Raw genomic sequence first — 17,456 nt, forward strand, 5'->3', positions numbered from 1 at the left:
CGAACCGTAACGACGACCTCCAGCTATGCGCCTCACATCATTTACCGATTACTCCCTGCGTACCCTGCTCTACCTGTGCGCGCACCGGGACCAGCTGGTGACGATCCAGGACATCGCCGACATGCACTCGATCTCGAAGAACCACCTGATGAAGGTGGTGTACCAGCTGGGCCAGTCCGGCCTGGTGGAGACTGTGCGAGGCCGCAACGGCGGCCTGCGTCTGGCCAAGGATCCCAAGGACATCAACATCGGCGCCCTGGTGCGGATGACCGAGACCGACTTCTTCATGGCCGAATGCTTCGACCGCGAGCACGACACCTGCCCGTTGACGCCCAACTGCGCGCTGAAGCACACGCTGAACGACGCCACCCGCGCCTTCCTGTCCGTGCTGGATCAGCAAACGCTGCAAGACATGCTGCCGCAGCAGGCCGAAGCCGGCGCCGCCAAGCCGGTACGCATCGTCCGCGGCGCGGCCGCCTAGCAGCCTGGCGCTATGCCGCGCCCTGCCGCAACTGCGGCAGCGACGCCATCAAATCCGAGAAACGCTGCCCCTGTATCATCACATGCTCGCGCAGCAGATGCGCGGCCAGCTCGCCGTCGCCATTGACGATGGCCTGCACCACGCCGTCGTGCTCATGATAGGAATTGTGCAGACGGTCGCGCACCCGCAGTTGCAAGCGGCGGTAAGGCCGCAGGCGCCGGTACAGATTGCGCGTCTGCTCGATCAGGAACTGGTTATGGCTGCCGGCGTAGATCGCCTCGTGGAATAACTCATTCTTGTAGTAGTAGACGTCCGGCTCCTGCGCATCCCGCGCATCCTGGCAGGCCTGGTGCGCCACCAGCAGCGACTGCTGCTCCTCGCGCGTCATGCGCCGCGCCGCCAGCCGGCCGCAGGTCGCCTCCAGCTCCGACATCACCTCGAACATCTCCACCAACTGCTGCGGCCCCAGCTCGGCGACGATGGCGCCCCGCCGCGGCCGTATCACCACCAGCCCCATGGACGCCAGCTGTATCAACGTCTCGCGCACCGGCGTGCGGGAGACGCCGAAGCGGGCGGCCAGTTCGGTCTCGTCCAGATGCTGGCCGGGCTTGAGCTCACCGACGGCAATCATCTCTTCTATTTCTTCGCGCAACGTGGCGGAATGGGTGGTCATGGTGTTTGTAGCCTTGTTGGATCAGAGCTTATGTATAACAAGCTTCATTATAAGCAGTGAATATAGCTTGACAATGTATTCGAACGAGATATTCTTGTATACACAAAAAAGATCGTTGCATATTTGACCCACCTTGGAGGAATTATGAGCGTTATCACCCGCAGGACCGTCCTGGCCGCCCTGGCCGCCAGCCCTTTGCTGCTGCAACCGGCGTGGGCGCAGAACGCCACCCTGAAGATTTCGCACCAATTCCCCGGCGGCACCGTCACCGAAGGCGATTTCCGCGACCGCCTGACCCGCATGTTCGCCGCCGAGGTGGAAAAACGCAGCAAGGGCAGCCTCAAATTCGAGATCTACCCCGGCTCTTCGCTGATGAAGACCAACGCCCAGTTCTCCGCCATGCGCAAGGGCGCGCTGGACATGTCGCTGGTGCCGCTGTCGTACGCGGGCGGCGAAGTCCCGGAAGTGAACATCGGCCTGATGCCCGGCCTGGTCACGTCCTACGAGCAGGCCTACGGCTGGAAGAACGCCGAAGTGGGCAAGGAGTTGAGCCGCATCCTGAATGAAAAAGGCATCGTGCTGATTAGCTGGATCTGGCAGGCCGGCGGCGTGGCTTCACGCACCAAGCCGGTGATCGATCCGGACGACGCCAAGGGCATGAAGATACGCGGCGGCTCGCGCGAGATGGACCTGATCCTCAAGGCCGCCGGCGCCGCCGTGGTCTCGCTGCCGTCGAACGAAATCTACGCCGCCATGCAGACCGGCGCCATGGAAGCGGCGCTGACCTCCTCCACCTCGCTGATCTCGTTCCGGCTGGAGGAAGTGTCGAAGGCGCTGACCACCGGCCGCGCCGGCGCCTACTGGTTCATGTTCGAGCCGCTGATGATGTCCAAGGCCGTCTTCGACCGCTTGAGCAAGGACCAGCAGGCCACTATCATGGCGGTCGGCGCCGAGATGGAAGCCTTCGCGCTGAACTCCGCCAAGGCCGACGACCAGGCCGTGGCCGATGTCTACGCCAAAGCCAAGGCCAAGGTGGTGGACCTGAATCCGGCCGCGCTGAAGAAATGGCAGACCATCGCCCGCGCCACCGCATGGAAGGACTATGGCGAACGCAATGAAAACTGCGCCAAGCTGCTGAAACTGGCGGAGAAGACGCTGTGAGCCACGGCATAGAGCTGGAGCCGCCGCGTGCAGCCGCTCCGCCGGACAACGCCGTCGTCGCGGCGGCGACCGCACTGCTGAACAAGCTCAATCACGGGCTGATGATGGCGTCCATGGTGGCGCTGGTGCTGACGGCCTTCGTGCTGACCTACTCCGTGGTGTCGCGCTACTTCTTCCACGCGCCCACCGACTGGCAGGACGAGGCCTCGGTGTTCATGCTGGTCGGCGTCACCTTCTTCTGCACCGCCTACGTGCAGTCGCAGCGCGGCCATATCGGCATCGAGGCGCTGGCCACGCTGCTGCCGCCACGCGTGAATGCGGCGCGGCTGTTCATGGTGGACCTGGTGTCGGCGCTGTTCTGCGCCTTCTTCTCGTGGAAATCGTGGACGCTGTTCCATGAAGCCTGGGTCGACGGCCAAACCACCTCGTCGACCTTCGCGCCGCCGCTGTGGATCCCCTACGCCATGATGGCCGCCGGGATGACCATCCTGACGCTGCAAATCGTGCTGCAAACGCTGGCACGCATGACCAACAAAACGGAGCGCGCAGCATGAGCGACCTGACTCTTGGCGCCCTGTACGGCGCCGTCACCCTGGTGGTGATGTTCTCCGGGATGCCGATCGCCTTCGCGCTGGGCGTGGTGGCCACCGGCTTCATGTACTTCTGCATGCCGCCCTCCTCGCTCGACACCATCACCCAGAACGTGTACGAGGAAATGGCGTCGATCACGCTGCTGTCCATCCCCCTGTTCATCCTGAAGGGCGCGGCCATCGGCAAATCCCCCGCCGGCAAAGACCTGTACTCGGCGATACACACATGGATGCACAAGATACCGGGCGGCCTGGGGATCGCCAACGTGTTCGCCTGCGCGCTGTTCGCGGCGATGGCCGGTTCCTCGCCCGCCACCTGCTCGGCCATCGGCTCGGCCGGCATCCCCGAGATGCGCCGCCGCGGCTACTCGCCCGGTTTCGCGGCGGGTATCATCGCCGCCGGCGGCACGCTGGGCATCCTGCTGCCGCCATCGATCACCATGATCCTGTACGCGGTCGCCGCCGAGCAGTCGCTGGGCCGTCTGTTCCTGGCCGGCATAGGCCCGGGCGTGCTGCTGGTGCTGCTGTTTGCCGGCTACGCCGTCTACCGCGCACACAAGGAATACAAGGCCGCGCTGGTCATCTACGAACAGGGTGGCGCCAAGTCGGCCTACCTCGAAGACGAGCATTTCACGCTGGCGCAAAAGGTCGAGATGCTGCCGCGCGTGCTGCCCTTCCTGGTCCTGCTGATCGGCGTGATGATCGCGCTGTACGGCGGCTTCGCCACCCCGTCCGAAACGGCGGGCCTGGGTGCGCTGCTGGCGCTGGTGCTGCTGGCCGTGATCTACGGCGCGTGGAAGCCCAAGGACTTGTCGCCCATCCTCAGCTCCTCGATCAAGGAATCGACGATGCTGCTGCTGATTATCGGCATGTCGCTGTTCTATTCGTATGTGATGAGCTATCTGCACATCAGCCAATCGGCCGCCGCGTGGGTGGTGAGCCTGCACCTGTCGAAATGGCTGCTGCTGGCGGTGATCCTGCTGATGGTGATCGTATTCGGCTTCTTCCTGCCGCCGGTTTCGATTATCCTGATGACCGCGCCCATCATCCTGCCGCCGCTGAAGGCCGCCGGTTTCGATCTGATCTGGTTCGGCATCGTCATGACGGTGGTGATGGAGATGGGCCTGATCCATCCGCCGGTGGGACTGAACATCTTCGTCATCAAGAACATCGCACCCGATATCCCGCTCAAGGATGTGGTGTGGGGCGTGTTCCCGTTCCTGATCCTGATGTTCGTGGCGGTGCTGTTGTTGTGCGTCTTCCCGTCCATCTCGACCGGACTGCCAGACATGATAATGGGAGCAAAATAAATGAACTGGAATACCCTGCAGCAGAACCGCGCCGCGCGCTTGCAGCGGGCCAGCGCCGCCCTGGGCAATCAGCTGGACGGCAAAAGCCTGCCGGCTGCGCGCATCGCGGACCTGCTGCATTCGGTGCTGGAGTGCGGCGATCGCGTCTGCCTCGAAGGGAACAACCAGAAGCAGGCCGACTTCCTCGGCCATGCGCTGGCCCACCTGAATCCGGAGCGCGTCAACAACCTGCACATGCTGCAATCGGTGCTGGCGCTGCCGGAGCACCTGGACGTGTTCGAGCGCGGCGTCGCTTCAAAGCTGGACTTCTCGTTCTCCGGCCCTCAGGCGACGCGGGTGGCGCGGCTGGCTTCCGCCGGCAAACTGAATATCGGCGCCATCCACACCTACCTTGAGCTGTTCAGCCGCTACTTCATCGACCTGCCGCCGCGCGTCTGCCTGATCGCGGCGGAGGCGGCCGACCGCCACGGCAACCTGTACACCGGCCCGAACACCGAGGACACACCGGCCATCGTCGAAGCCACGGCGTTCAAACAAGGCATCGTCATCGTGCAGGTCAACCGCATCGTCGACACCGTGCCGCGTGTGGACGTGCCGGGCGACTGGGTCGATTTCGTCGTGCAGTCGCCGCGCCCCTACTACATCGAGCCGCTGTTCACACGCGATCCGGCGCAGATCTCCGAGATCCAAGTGCTGATGGCGATGATGGCGATCAAGGGCATCTACGCCGAATACGAAGTGCAGCGGCTGAACCACGGCATCGGCTTCGACACCGCCGCCATCGAGCTGCTGCTGCCGACCTACGCCGAGTCGCTGGGCCTGCGCGGCAAGATCGGCAAGCACTGGGCGCTCAATCCACATCCGGCGCTGATACCGGCGATCGAGGCCGGCTTCGTGCAGTCGGTGCACTCCTTCGGTTCGGAACTGGGCATGGAGGACTACATCCATGCGCGGCCGGACGTCTTCGCCATCGGCCCGGACGGCACCATGCGCAGCAACCGCGCCATGTGCCAGGCCGCCGGCCACTATGCCTGCGACATGTTCATCGGCTCGACGCTGCAAATCGATTTGCAGGGCAATTCGTCGACCGCCACCGCCGGCCGCATTTCTGGCTTCGGCGGCGCCTCCAACATGGGCGCCGATGCACGCGGGCGGCGCCACGCCAGCCCTGCGTGGCTGAAGGCAGGCCAGCAGGCACGCGAAGGCCGCAACACCATCCCGCGTGGCCAGAAGCTGGTGGTGCAGATGGTGGAGACCTTCCGCGAGCATATGCAGCCGGCCTTCGTCGAGAAGCTCGACGCCTGGGAGCTGATGGAACAGGCGAAGATGGCGATCCCGCCGGTGATGATCTACGGCGACGACGTCAGCCACATCCTGACCGAGGAAGGCATCGCCAACCTGCTGCTGTGCCGCACAGACGAGGAACGCGAGCAGGCCATACGCGGCGTGGCGGGCTACACGCCGGTCGGTTTGGCGCGGGACCGGAGGATGGTTGAGAACCTGCGGGATCGCGGTATCATCCAGCGCGCCGAGGATCTCGGCATCGACAAGCGCATGGCCACGCGCGATCTGCTGGCCGCCCGCAATATGAAAGACCTGGTGCGCGCATCGGGCGGCTTGTACCAGCCGCCCAAGCGTTTCCGCAACTGGTAAGGAGCCTCAAGATGGAAACACTGAACTACCGATTCGAACAAGGCACGCAGAGGCTGAAGGCCTCGCCGCAAGTGGTGGGCGTGGTCGGTTCCGGCAACCTGGAAGTGCTGATCGAAGCGGCCGACCTGGCCGGCGCCTGCGCCATCGAGATCACCACCGCAGCCGTCGGCTTCGGGCCGATCTGGGAAGCGGTGATGCGCGATTTCCACCAGCGCTGGCTGCTGGCCGACACCCGCATCTCCATCAACGACATGGGCGCCACGCCCGCCGTGGTCAGCCTGCGCATGGACCAGGCGGTGCAGACCATGCTGGGAGAGCCGCGATGAGCCGTCCCGCAAGCTACCAGGAAGCGACCGCGCGCGAACGCCTGCAACAGCTGTTCGACCCTGACAGTTTTGAAGAATTCCTGCCGCCGTCGGAGCGCGTCGTCAGCCCTCACCTGGGTCAGTTGAACGCGCCGGTGGCTTTCGATGACGGCGTCGCCGTCGGCAGGGCGAAGCTGGGCGGCGTCACCATCTACGCGGCGGCGCAGGAAGGTGGCTTCATGGGCGGCGCGGTCGGCGAGGTGCACGGCGCCAAGCTGGTCGGCCTGTTGCGGCGCGCCGTGCGCGACCAGGCCACGGCCGTGGTGCTGCTGGTCGAATCGGGCGGTGTGCGTCTGCACGAGGCCAATGCCGGATTGATCGCCGTGTCGGAAGTGATGCGCGCCCTGCTCGATGCGCGCGCCGCAGGCATACCGGTGATCGTGCTGGTGGGCGGTTCGAACGGCGCCTTTGGCGGCATGGGCATCGTCTCGCGCTGCGCCAACGTGGTGGTGATGTCGGAGGAAGGACGGCTGGCGATGTCCGGCCCGGAGGTGATCGAAACCGCCAGCGGCGTCGAGGAATTCGATTCGCGCGACCGGGCGCTGGTCTGGCGCACCAGCGGCGGCAAGCACCGTTATCTGATGGGCGATTGCCAGCGCATCGTGGCCGACGATATCGCCGCCTTCCGCGCAGCCGCGCGCGATGCGGTGGCCGCGCTGACCGGCAAGCAGGTAGAGCTGACGCTGGAGGCGCTGGAAGCCGAGCAGCAGATGCTGGACGAGCGCATCGCCCGCTTCGGCACGCTGCAGGATCCGGTCGATATCTGGAGCGCGATGCAGATCGCCGATGCGGCCAATATTCCGATGCTGGATGTGGACAGTTTTATCGCGGCCGCCGCCAAGCACCGCATGGGAGCCTGAGGTGGAGCGTCAACACATGGACTGGAAAAAACTGGCGGACACGCTGTTCCCGCAAGGGCATGCCATCGTCGAGCAGAACGATTTCCTGTGCGGTAGCGCGCAGGTGGATGGACAGGCGCTGGCGGTGATCGGCACCACCGGCCATACGCCGATCGGCGTGGAGATCGCGCTGGCGCAGGCCAAGGCGATCCTGCGCACGGTGCGCGAATTTCCCGGCATGCCGATACTGATGCTGATCGATACGCAGGGCCAGCGCCTGCGCCATCGCGATGAGATGTTGGGCATCAACAGCTACATGGCGCACTTGGGCAAATGCGTGGATCTGGCGCGGCGCAAGGGTCACAAGATTATCGGTCTGGTGTACGACCAGGCGCTGTCCGGCGGCTTTATCACCAGCGGCCTGATGGCGGACGCCTGCTATGCCCTGCCCGATGCGACCATCCGCGTGATGGGTTTGCCGGCGATGGCGCGCATCACCAAGGTGTCGGAAGAGAGATTGACGGAGCTGGCGCAGAGTAATCCGGTGTTTGCGCCGGGGCCGGAAAACTATCTGCGCATGGGTGGCCTGGAGGCGATCTGGGAAGGCGATCTGGCGGCGCATCTGTGTACCGCGCTTGCTGCTGCGCCGGATGGCGATCAGCGCAGCGCGCTGGGTTTGCAGCGTGGCGGGCGGCGTTGGGCGCAGCCGGTGATCGAGGCTGTGATGACGGATGGTCATGTCCGCGTCGACTAAATCGGCGCCTGTGCCGCAGCCGGGGATCGCCGTGCGCGGTCTTGAGCGGCATATGCTGGCCTGGCTTTCCGAGCAGGGATGGCTGGCAGTGCTGCGCGCGGCGCAGCCGCAACATCGGGCCGCGCTGACGCTGTGGCAGGGCCAGGATTGGCCGGCTGTGGTGCGGCGCTTCGATGTCGGCGCGCAGCCGAGCGACGTTTGCCTCGGCCTGCCGCTGCCGCCGGACGAGCGCACCGGCGGAAAAGTGCGCATCTCCCTGTCCGCACCGGCGCTGGAGATCAGCCGGACATCGGCTGCGGTGGAACTGCGCTCGGCATTGCGCTACGCCGGGCCGTGGCGCGAGGCGCTGACGGCGCTGGAGAAGGAGGCCAAGCATCTGCATCTGCGCATCTATGGATCGTTGGCGATGCAGGTGCTGACTGGGCTGCTGTATCTGACGCCCGCTTCCGATATCGATATCCTGTTCCATCCACGCAGCCCCAAGCAGCTGGAGGACGGCGTGACGCTGCTGTCGCGGCATGGCGCGCATTTGCCGCTTGATGGCGAGATCGTCTTTCCCGGTGGTTTGGCGGTGTCGTGGAAGGAGTGGCAGATGGCGATGACCAATCCGGCCCGTGTGATCGTCAAGGAGCTGCATGCGGTGCGGCTGATGGATACCGCGTCGCTGCTGGCGACATTGGAGCAGGCATGATGCGTACCACGTCCCGCCTGATCGCAACCCCTGCCCGCGCCGCGATGCGTATGCGGGCAGGCGTTCCCGCCGCCTTGGGGCGCGCAGCACAGCGGGACTTCGCCTGCGAGGTCGCTCGGCTTGCGGTTCGCAGCCTGTACGCGGAGCTTTGCCTGTACCCCAAGCCTGGGCTGGTGTCGCTGGTGGATACAGGCAGTCATGACGACATGAACGCGCTGACCTTCATGCGCAGCCTGTTCTCGTTGCGGCACTACTTCAAGAAAATCTGTCTGGCAGGATGGCATGATGCGCCGTTCGCGCGGCTCAAGCAGCTGGGCATTGAAGCGGAGGCCTCGATGCTTGAGGCGACGTGTGGCATCAACACGCATCGCGGTGCGATCTTCAGCCTGGGTCTGTTGTGCGCAACCGCCGGCCGCGCCCGCGCGCAAGGCACACCCATGACGCCAGTCGCCCTGCGCGCAGCCATGCTGATACGCTGGGGCGAGGAACTGGCCATGCATGCCGCGCCAACCGATGCACGGGCCGATGCGCCAGCGGCGGGCCTCAGCAACGGCCTGCGGGTCGCGGCGCGCTATGCCGTCAGCGGTGCGCGGGAAGAAGGTGCGCTTGGCTTGCCTTCGGTGTTCGAGATCGGCGTGCCGGCGCTGCTGGCCGCGCGCGCTCGCGGCGCCAGCATGACGCATGCCCGCATCGACACCCTGTTCACGCTGATGGCCCGCATCAACGACAGCAACGTCTACCACCGCGCCGGCCCGCAAGGCGCGCAGACCGTGCGCGCACACGCCCAGCGCTTTATCGACCTTGGCGGTACAGCCAACGCCGACTGGTGCACAGAGGCGCTGGACAGTCACCAGGCATTCGTCCAACAGCGCCTTTCGCCAGGCGGTGCGGCCGACCTGCTGGCCGCCAGCTGCCTGGTGCAAGCCATTACCGCGATGGACTGCGGCCAGCGATGACGATGTCCTATGGCGTCCAATCCCGCCTGCTGCTGCTCTGCCCCGGCCAGGGCGGACAGCACGCCGCGATGTTCGACCTGGCGCGCAGCAGCCCGGCAGGTCACGACGCCAGCGCGCAGCTGGCCAGCCTCGCGTTGGCCGCCCCGGCGCGGCCCGACAGGCCGTCGGCCAACCAGCCGCCAACAGACCTGACGCTGGCCAGCGGCGTGGACATCTACGCCAACCGCAACGCCCAGCCGCTGATCGTAGCGGCCACGCTGTCGATGTGGGCGGCGATACGCGAGTTCGCGCCGACACCGGCGCTGGTGGCAGGCTACAGTATCGGCGAGCTGTCCGCATACGGCATCGCAGGCGCCTGGACGCCCGAGACGGCAGTGCGGCTAGCCGCAGAACGCGCACAACTGATGGACGACTGCGCACAAGCGCTGCCAGGTCAAACGCTGACGGCAATCTCCGGCCTGGCGCTATCCCGCACCGCATCCCTCCTTGCCGAACACGCCTTTTACATGAGCATAGAAAACGGCGACGACACCTGCATCGCCGGCGGCCCGGCCAACCGCGTACAAGCGCTTGAGCAAGCGGTGCACGCAGCCGGCGGCCGCAGCACCCGCCTGCCGGTGGAGGTGGCCTCGCACACGCCGTACATGCAGGCCGCAGTCGCGCCCTTCGCCGCAGCCTTGCAACGAACAGAATTCCAAACCATGAGCGCGCCCGTACTGGCAGGCATAGCCGCGATAACCGTCAACACCAAAACGCAAGCGGTGGACCAGCTCTCGCGCCAACTGGCCGAAACCATCCACTGGTCCGCCTGCATGGACGCCGCCGCCGAAGCCGGCATCACCTACGCGCTGGAAATGGGCCCCGGCGCCGCGCTATCGCGCATGCTGCAAAGCCGCCACCCGCATATCAACACCCGCTCCGTGGCCGACTTCCGCACGCTGGACGGCATCCGCAAATGGCTGGAACGCGCAGCCGAATAACGAACGGCGATAGAACTCAAGCGCGATTATTCTGCATCGCCCAGGCGACGATATTGGACGCATCCATCGCGCCCGGTTGCCGCGCCACCTCGCGCCCGCCCTTGAACAAGGCCAGCGTCGGAATGCTGCGGATCGCATAGCGCGCCGCCAGTTCCTGCGCTTCCTCCGTGTTCAGTTTCACCACACGGAACTGCGGCTCCAGCCGCTGCGTCGCCTGCGCGTAGAACGGCGCCATCGTCCTGCACGGCCCGCACCATGGCGCCCAAAAATCCACCAGCACAGGAATATCGCTGCGTTCGATATGCTTGAGGAAGCGCGCGGCCGACAAATCCAGCGGCTGCCCGGTGAACAGCTCCTTCTGGCACTTGCCGCACACAGGCTGTTGCGCCAGCTTGGCGGCAGGCACCCGGTTCACGGCGTCGCAATGAGGGCAAACAATGTGCAGCGACTCAGGCTGCGCGGCGGTGGTATTCGTCATCTTTATCTCCAGACAGCATCAAACCGCCCATGATAAAGCAAGGACAAAAAAAATGCCGCCCACCGCGAGTCGAATCGCGGCGGCGGCGAAGATCACATGCTATCGGCTTCGTTGCCCGGTTCAGGTTTCTTTGCGGGTGCTGGTTTGCTTGCCGGCTTGCGCTGCCTGAGCGGCAGTCTGCGACTGGGAGGCTTGCCCACCCTGCATGCTGCCTTCGCGGCTTTCGGTGCCGTTGGTGCCGGCGCTTTGCATGGTCGAGCTGCCGCGCATTTCGTTGCCGCGGGATTGACGCATGCCGTCCGCATGGCTGGCGAACGGATCGCTGAAGCGTTCCACCGCATCCTGATGGCTGCGCAGCGTTTTTTCCGCTTCTTCCGACGTCACGCGGGCCACTTCATCGGCCAACGCCTTGGCGGTGCGGCTGGTTTCCTGCACATGCTCTTCCGCCACCTTGGACAGATCGACCTGGGTGTCCGCAGCGATGCGCGACAGATGCTGCTGATAGGCGCGCAGCTTTTCCGCCGCAGGCTGTGCATGCGCGGCGACAGCGGCAAACGCTTCCGTCGGGCGATGCGCGGTGATGACGTGCTGGCCCGCCGTCGTGCTTTCTTCCAGCATGGTTTGAGCCAGTTGAATATTCAGATCACTGTACTGCTGAACGGTACGGAACAGGGATTTCGACATGTCGTTGAAGAACGACAATTGGGCTTCCATATGGTTTTTGGCTGCTGGGGTAACAATTTGGGAAAATGGATACATAAATGCCTCGAAAAGAAAGTAAGGATGGCCTGGGGGTGTCGAACCGGTTTCGACGACGCGTCTGCAGCGCGAATGCCAAGGCTACGTTAGACAGTCCGGCGACCTCTGATCTAGATCAAAGGTGTGCCATCCCTCTTCTCTTCAGTCCCGCGCTCTCCGCCACCGTTGATAGCCGAGACCGCCTATGGTCAGCAGTACGCCAAGCAGCAACTGCACGCTCACCGTTTGCACGCTGGCCACGCCGTTGAAACCGACCACATCCAGCGCAGGCACCTTAGCCGCCTGCGTGGCCACATACAGGCCGAACAGGAACAAGGCCAGGAAGGCGCGCGCGGTGCCGCTCAGGCTGCCCAAGATGCTGGCCGTGCCGGCCAGCGTCACCACGCCGGTCAGCAGCGCGGCAGCGCGCAGCGGCTCCGCCATCGACCAGCGCACCAGCACCGGTGCCGCGAACAGCAGCGCCAGCAGGCAGGAAGCCAGCAACTGCGCGCCGTAACGCCGGCCGCTGCCGCCCGGCGCCGCGCCGCTCATCGCCGCCACATCATGCTGGTGGTCGCGCACGCTGATGTCGCTGGCCAGGATGCCCCAGATGGCGATGGCCGCGATCGTCACGCCGCCCAGGGCGAGGGCCGGCACGAAGCTGCCCACGATCAGCAGCACCAGCGCCGCCAGGATGGCCGCAGGATTGGACATCAGCGTCAGCGCCAGCACGGCCAGCGCCTGGCCGGCCAGGCCCGGCACGCGGGACGCCAGCGCAAACAGCGGCCGCACCAGCCGCGTCAACGGCCGCAGCATGCGGTTGGCCAGCGCCAGCGGCGACCAGCCGCCGCCCGCCGCCCGCACCTTGACGCGGTCCGGCGAGAAGCGGTGGAACAGCCAGAAGGCCGGCAGCAATGGCAGCATGGCCAGCAGCGCGCAGCCCAGCCGCGTGAACACCAGCTGCGCCGACCATAGCCACGTCGGCAGATACACCGGCGGCAGCGTCGCATCGAAGCTGCCGCCGCCAAGCGCGAAACTGGAACTGTGGATGGTCTCCCTGATCATCAGCACCGTGGCCCCCAGGCCGGAGAAATCCAGCAGCAGCAAAGGCGTCCAGCCGTAGCGGCCTTCGGCCGAAACTGCGATCGGCAGCGCCATCTGCGTCAGATACAGGAGGAAGTACAGCACGTCGCCGCGCTTGCCCATCAGCGGCGCCCAGGCGTCGCACAGCAGCGCCATCGCGGCGGTGAAGAACACCAGCGGCAGCATCACCAGCGCGAACATCTGGCCGTAGACCAGCAGCTGTATCGGTCCCTCGCCCCGCACCATGTGCAGCACCAGCATGGTCAGCATGAAGATGACCAGCAGGCCGCACAGGTAAGCCACGCTGCCCAGCCAGCGGCCGAGCAGGAACACGACGCTGCTCACCGGCGTGGCCGCCAGCACCGAACCCGCGCCGCTGCGCACGTCCTCGCTCATGCGTCCGCGCGCGAGATAAAAGCCCGCCAGGCCGAAGAACAAGCCGCCCAGCCCCGCGCTGCCCAAGGCCAGACTGGTGCTGGTGTAGGCCACGCGCGCATTGTCGGCCACCAGCATCACCTGGCTGCCAGCGGGATCGCCGACCATCAGCCAGGTCAGGACGATCAGCGCCAGCACGGCCACCAGCGTGCCGGTGCGGCGCATGCGCAGCCGCACTTCGGTCAGCAGCAACAGCTTCAATGCCAGCGCGTTCATGCCACCGCTTCCTGCACGGCGTAGCGCCGCGTCATCAGCGCCTCTTCCAGCGTCGGCTCGGCCGGCACCGCGCCCGCGCACGGCGACGAGGGATGGGAGATGCGCAAGTGGATGCCCTGCTCGTTGCGCTGCGCCTGCAGCACCTGCACCTCGGCGCGCAAGGCTTCGTAGTGCTGCGCCTCCACCGTCACCGACCATACCTGGGCGCGCGCGGTCTGCACGAAACTGTCCGGCGTATCGTAGGCCACCAGCTTCCCTTTGTTCATGATGGCCAGGTGACTGGCCATGTTCTCGATGTCGGACACGATGTGGGTCGACACGATCACCAGCTTGCGGAAGCCGATCTCCGACAGCAGATGGCGGAAGCGCAGCCGCTCTTCGGGATCGAGGCCGGCGGTCGGTTCGTCGACGATCAGCACATCGGGATCGTTGAGCAGCGCCTGCGCGATGCCGAGCCGCCGCCGCATGCCGCCCGAGAAGCCGGCCGCCTGGCGGTGCGCATGCTCGTGCAGGTTGACCATCTCCAGCAGCATCCGCAAGCGCGCCGGATCGCGCACGCCCTTCAGCGCCGCGAAGTACTGCAGGAATTCCAGCGCGGTCAGGTTCGGGTACACGCCGAAGTCCTGCGGCAGGAAGCCGAGCCGCCCGCGTATCGCGTCCGGCTGCTTGACGATGTCGGCGCCGTCGAACAGGATCTGGCCGCTGGTCGGTTTGGTCAGGGTGGCGATCATCTGCATCAGCGAGGTCTTGCCCGCGCCATTGTGGCCGATCAGACCGACCACGCCGGCCGGCAGATTCAAACTGACGTCGTCGACTGCCCGCACGTTCTTCGTATAACTTTTGACGACATTGCGCAATTCAAGCATGTACAAAGGGCTCCTGGAAATGAAAGCGGGGCCGGCCCAGCACAATGCTGGAGCCGGCCCCGCAGACGGACGCCCTATTCTACTGTGTTATTTAAATAACACGGCAGCTTTTTGCACCGTCAGCCATACGCCGATCGCCAGCGGAATGCCGACCGCCAGCCAGCCGAAGGCCACCGCCACCGGGCTGGTGACGCCGTTCGACGCGACGGCGTTGCCGGTCGATGCGGCCGCGTCGCGCTCGTGCGCCAGCTTCTTTTCGGCGGCCAGTTCGGCCTCGGTCATGAAGTGCTTGTCGGCCACCGGGCGCACCATCAGGTTGCACAGCAGGCCAATCACCAGCAGGCCCGCCAGCAGATACATGGTGATGTCGTAGGCCTGCGCCTTCGGCACGCCCTGGGCGATCTGGTACTCGCGGATGTAGGTCACCAGCAGAGGACCGAACACGCCGGCCACCGACCATGCGGTCAGCAGGCGGCCGTGGATCGCGCCCACCATCTGGGTGCCGAACAAGTCGGCCAGGTAGGCCGGCACGGTGGCGAAGCCGCCGCCGTACATCGACAGGATGATGCAGAAGAAGCCGACGAACAGCGCCAGCTGCGCGCCATGCGCCATCGATGGAATCAGGCCGTACAGCGCGATGCCCAGCACGAAGAAGATGCCGTAGGTGGCTTTGCGGCCCAGGAAGTCCGAGCACGAAGCCCAGACGAAACGGCCGCCGATGTTAAACAGCGACAGCAGGCCGGTGAAGCCGGCGGCGATCGCGGCGATCTGGCCTTTCTGCGCCAGCGTCAGGTCGTTGAACGCGACGTTCACGCCCAGCAGCTGGCCGGCGAAGATCTCCTGCAGCAGCGGCGAGGCCATGCCCAGGATGCCGATACCGGCCGTCACGTTCAGACACAGCACCAGCCACACCAGCCAGAATTGCGGTATGCCCCACACCTTGCTGGCGTGGACGTGGCGGGTGGTAATCATGGTGTTGGCGCTGGCCTTGGCCGGCGGCGTCCAGCCGGCCGGTTTCCAGCCGGTCGGCGGCACGCGGTACGACAGCGCGCCGGCCATCATGAAGACGAAGTAGATCGCCGCCATCACCAGGAAGGTCTGCCACACGCCGACCGAGTCTGGCGTGGCGAAGAACTTCATCAGCTTGTCGGCCAGTGGCGCACCGATCATCGCGCCGCCGCCGAAGCCCATGATGGCCATGCCGGTCGCCATGCCGCGGCGGTCCGGGAACCACTTGATCAGCGTCGACACCGGCGAGATGTAGCCGAGGCCCAGGCCGATGCCGCCGATCACGCCGGAGCCCAGCCACATCAGCCAGATCTGGTGCTGGTAAACGCCCAGCGCCGAGATCACCAGGCCGCCGCACCAGCACACCGCCGATACCACGCCGGCCTTGCGCGGGCCCGCATGTTCCAGCCAGCCGCCGAACAGCCACGCGGCCAGGCCGAGGAAGACGAAGAACATCGTGTACATCCAGCCCAGCATCGAGATCTGCCAATCGCAGCTCGACGACAGGATCTTGGCGATCAAGTCCATGTCGGCCGGACAGGCCAGCGACTCCTTGATGCCCAGCGCGCGCGACAGCGGCAGCCAGAACACGGAAAAGCCGTAAGCCATGCCGATGCACAGGTGGATGGCCAGCGCCGCAGGCGGCACCAGCCAACGATTGAAACCGGACCCAGCTACCGTCCGCTCCTTATCCAGAAAATCAAAAAATGCCATGTGTAACTCCCATATTTCATGTAACTGAAGTACATGTTTCCCCAAAACAACTAAGGGCGGGAGGGTAGCACAAAGCAAGTGGGTTTGTCTTACGGGTAGCGTTTCAAATCGTCTAACGTGAACCACAATTCCTTGCGGTTCAGCGGGGTTTGCGGGGTCAGCAGCGGGTTGGGAAGGTGGATCACCAGCCGATGCTCGAAGCGGGCGTTGCGCAGCAGGCGGCCGTAGTGCAGATAAAACAACTGTTCAAAGCTGCCATCGGCCAGCGCCGCCTCCAGCCCCGTCCGCACGGCCTCGGCCAGGGCCGGATTGCTGCGGTTGACGAAGAAATAGTCGGCGGTCGGATAGTGGACCACGATGTAGGGATCGATCGCCAGCTCGGGATGGCGGGCGGCCTCGGCCCAGATCTCGTTGGCCGAACGCGGCGCCCAGTCGATGCGGCCGGCGTTCAGCATGCCGAACAGGCCGCTATAGACGGCCACCGGATGCACTTTCAGCCCGCTGTGACGCAGGATCTGCAGGTCCGGCCAGTCGTGGCCCTGGGCGGTGGTGTAGCGCTTCAGGTCGTCGATCGTGCGTACATCGCGCAGCAAGTCCTTGTGGTCGGCGCGCACCAGGCCGATGCGCCAGCCGATCAGGCCGCGCGTCATCGGTATCCGCACCGGCAGCAGCGCCTCCTCGCGTTCGGCCGAGGTCATGGTGCCGACGATGTCGATACGGCCCGAGCCGGATTGCAGCTCCACCAGCGCCCGGTTCTGCTGCATGCGCGTCGGCGACAGCTCGACGCGGTAGCTGCCGCCGGACTTGGCCAGCGCCAGCTCCAGCAGCGCCAGGCCGTACTCGCCGCGCTCGTCGTCGATGCTCTCGGCGCGCGGGTAATGGACCACGATGGGCTCAGCCATCGCGGCCGCCGCAGCCAGGAGCAGGCAGGCACATAGCAGGCGACGCAGGATAGGCATGTATTTCGCTCGGAAAGTGTCTGTATATCAATACTCACCCAGTTGCCCGGCGGCGTCAAGTCTGCTGAAATTTTAATCAAATCTGTGCACGGCGCAGCAGAACGGTGTACACTTTCGTTACTTGCCGAAGGGAAATATCATGGCCATCGCCGCACTCAGCTCAGGAATCACCGGTCTCAACGCCTCCGAACGCGCGTTGGGCAACAGCGCGCACGCGATCGCCAACATCGGCACGCAAGGCTTCCAGCCGACGCATGCGACGTTCCAGGAAAACGCCCCGGCCGGCAGCGGCGTCTCGATCTCCTTCCAGGCGCAGCAGTTGCAGGCGACGGACGCGCCCAGCGGCACCAACCTCGCCACCGAAACCACCAACTCGCTGATCTACAAGGCGCAGTTCGACCTGTCGGCCAAGGTGATCCAGGCCGCCGACCAGAATCTCGGCACCTTAATCAATACCAAAGCTTGACAGGGTCTGGCCGAATCGGCACATTGAAGTCTTCCGAAGA

Annotated in this window: 19 protein-coding genes; 12 read left to right on the forward strand and 7 right to left on the reverse strand. The window is 65.2% G+C overall.

The annotated features are described in order from the left end of the window. The first annotated feature begins 25 nt into the window (after positions 1-25). On the forward strand, positions 26-481 hold the full coding sequence (locus GEV02_RS22060; protein ID WP_152840118.1) for an RrF2 family transcriptional regulator: 456 nt from the start codon (positions 26-28) through the stop codon (positions 479-481). A 10-nt stretch (positions 482-491) separates the two neighbouring features. Here the strand turns inward: GEV02_RS22060 and GEV02_RS22065 are convergent, their stop codons facing one another. Continuing rightward, positions 492-1,154, reverse strand: coding sequence for a GntR family transcriptional regulator (locus tag GEV02_RS22065; RefSeq protein WP_152840119.1), 663 nt, complete (start codon positions 1,152-1,154; stop codon positions 492-494). A gap of 144 nt (positions 1,155-1,298) precedes the next feature. Here GEV02_RS22065 and GEV02_RS22070 point away from each other — a divergent pair, with 144 nt between their 5' ends. From GEV02_RS22070 to GEV02_RS22115, 10 genes are read left to right on the forward strand one after another with little or no spacing between them, the layout of a single operon-like run. Then, positions 1,299-2,315, forward strand: coding sequence for a TRAP transporter substrate-binding protein (locus GEV02_RS22070; RefSeq protein ID WP_152840120.1), 1,017 nt, complete (start codon positions 1,299-1,301; stop codon positions 2,313-2,315). Next, the gene (locus GEV02_RS22075) at positions 2,312-2,869 is read left to right on the forward strand and encodes a TRAP transporter small permease (RefSeq protein WP_328595888.1); all 558 of its coding nucleotides are present in this window, start codon (positions 2,312-2,314) and stop codon (positions 2,867-2,869) included. Before GEV02_RS22070 ends, GEV02_RS22075 begins: the two co-directional genes overlap by 4 nt. Continuing rightward, positions 2,866-4,215 carry a TRAP transporter large permease gene (locus GEV02_RS22080; RefSeq protein WP_152840121.1) on the forward strand — a complete coding sequence of 450 codons (1,350 nt, stop codon included), beginning with the start codon at positions 2,866-2,868 and terminating at the stop codon, positions 4,213-4,215. The genes GEV02_RS22075 and GEV02_RS22080 overlap by 4 nt, the downstream gene beginning before the upstream one ends. Continuing rightward, on the forward strand, positions 4,216-5,868 hold the full coding sequence (gene mdcA, locus GEV02_RS22085) for a malonate decarboxylase subunit alpha (protein ID WP_152840122.1): 1,653 nt from the start codon (positions 4,216-4,218) through the stop codon (positions 5,866-5,868). 11 nt (positions 5,869-5,879) lie between these two features. After that, on the forward strand, positions 5,880-6,194 hold the full coding sequence (gene mdcC, locus GEV02_RS22090; protein WP_070271277.1) for a malonate decarboxylase acyl carrier protein: 315 nt from the start codon (positions 5,880-5,882) through the stop codon (positions 6,192-6,194). Continuing rightward, the gene (locus GEV02_RS22095) at positions 6,191-7,093 is read left to right on the forward strand and encodes a biotin-independent malonate decarboxylase subunit beta (protein ID WP_152840123.1); all 903 of its coding nucleotides are present in this window, start codon (positions 6,191-6,193) and stop codon (positions 7,091-7,093) included. The genes mdcC and GEV02_RS22095 overlap by 4 nt, the downstream gene beginning before the upstream one ends. A 16-nt stretch (positions 7,094-7,109) precedes the next feature. Next, positions 7,110-7,826, forward strand: coding sequence for a biotin-independent malonate decarboxylase subunit gamma (gene mdcE, locus GEV02_RS22100; protein WP_152840124.1), 717 nt, complete (start codon positions 7,110-7,112; stop codon positions 7,824-7,826). Then, a complete protein-coding gene (gene mdcG, locus GEV02_RS22105; RefSeq protein WP_235922879.1) occupies positions 7,810-8,517 on the forward strand; it encodes a malonate decarboxylase holo-[acyl-carrier-protein] synthase in 708 nt (235 codons plus the stop codon). The genes mdcE and mdcG overlap by 17 nt, the downstream gene beginning before the upstream one ends. Further along, complete coding sequence (gene mdcB, locus GEV02_RS22110; protein ID WP_152840125.1) at positions 8,514-9,473, forward strand: triphosphoribosyl-dephospho-CoA synthase MdcB; 960 nt, start codon at positions 8,514-8,516, stop codon at positions 9,471-9,473. The genes mdcG and mdcB overlap by 4 nt, the downstream gene beginning before the upstream one ends. After that, complete coding sequence (locus tag GEV02_RS22115; RefSeq protein ID WP_152840126.1) at positions 9,470-10,453, forward strand: ACP S-malonyltransferase; 984 nt, start codon at positions 9,470-9,472, stop codon at positions 10,451-10,453. The genes mdcB and GEV02_RS22115 overlap by 4 nt, the downstream gene beginning before the upstream one ends. Positions 10,454-10,469: 16 nt before the next feature. Here the strand turns inward: GEV02_RS22115 and trxC are convergent, their stop codons facing one another. The 6 genes from trxC to GEV02_RS22145 form a co-directional block, all read right to left on the reverse strand. Next, positions 10,470-10,931 (reverse strand): thioredoxin TrxC, encoded by a 462-nt coding sequence (gene trxC, locus GEV02_RS22120; RefSeq protein WP_152840127.1) that lies wholly within the window; start codon positions 10,929-10,931, stop codon positions 10,470-10,472. Between the two features lie 120 nt (positions 10,932-11,051). Further along, positions 11,052-11,645 (reverse strand): phasin family protein, encoded by a 594-nt coding sequence (locus GEV02_RS22125; protein WP_235922880.1) that lies wholly within the window; start codon positions 11,643-11,645, stop codon positions 11,052-11,054. A 186-nt stretch (positions 11,646-11,831) separates the two neighbouring features. After that, positions 11,832-13,403, reverse strand: a complete 1,572-nt coding sequence (locus GEV02_RS22130) for a hypothetical protein (RefSeq protein WP_152840129.1) — start codon at positions 13,401-13,403, stop codon at positions 11,832-11,834. Beyond that, on the reverse strand, positions 13,400-14,269 hold the full coding sequence (locus GEV02_RS22135; protein WP_152840130.1) for an ABC transporter ATP-binding protein: 870 nt from the start codon (positions 14,267-14,269) through the stop codon (positions 13,400-13,402). The genes GEV02_RS22130 and GEV02_RS22135 overlap by 4 nt, the downstream gene beginning before the upstream one ends. An 87-nt stretch (positions 14,270-14,356) precedes the next feature. Continuing rightward, positions 14,357-15,991, reverse strand: coding sequence for an OFA family MFS transporter (locus tag GEV02_RS22140; protein ID WP_152840131.1), 1,635 nt, complete (start codon positions 15,989-15,991; stop codon positions 14,357-14,359). A gap of 89 nt (positions 15,992-16,080) precedes the next feature. Next, positions 16,081-16,950, reverse strand: coding sequence for a substrate-binding periplasmic protein (locus GEV02_RS22145; RefSeq protein ID WP_152840132.1), 870 nt, complete (start codon positions 16,948-16,950; stop codon positions 16,081-16,083). A 139-nt stretch (positions 16,951-17,089) separates the two neighbouring features. On the opposite strand from GEV02_RS22145, the gene GEV02_RS22150 reads away from it, so the two are divergent. Continuing rightward, a complete protein-coding gene (locus GEV02_RS22150) occupies positions 17,090-17,416 on the forward strand; it encodes a flagellar basal body rod C-terminal domain-containing protein (protein ID WP_152840133.1) in 327 nt (108 codons plus the stop codon). The last annotated feature ends 40 nt before the right edge of the window (positions 17,417-17,456 follow it).

This window comes from Rugamonas aquatica, assembly GCF_009380215.1.
GTDB lineage: Bacteria > Pseudomonadota > Gammaproteobacteria > Burkholderiales > Burkholderiaceae_D > Rugamonas > Rugamonas aquatica_B.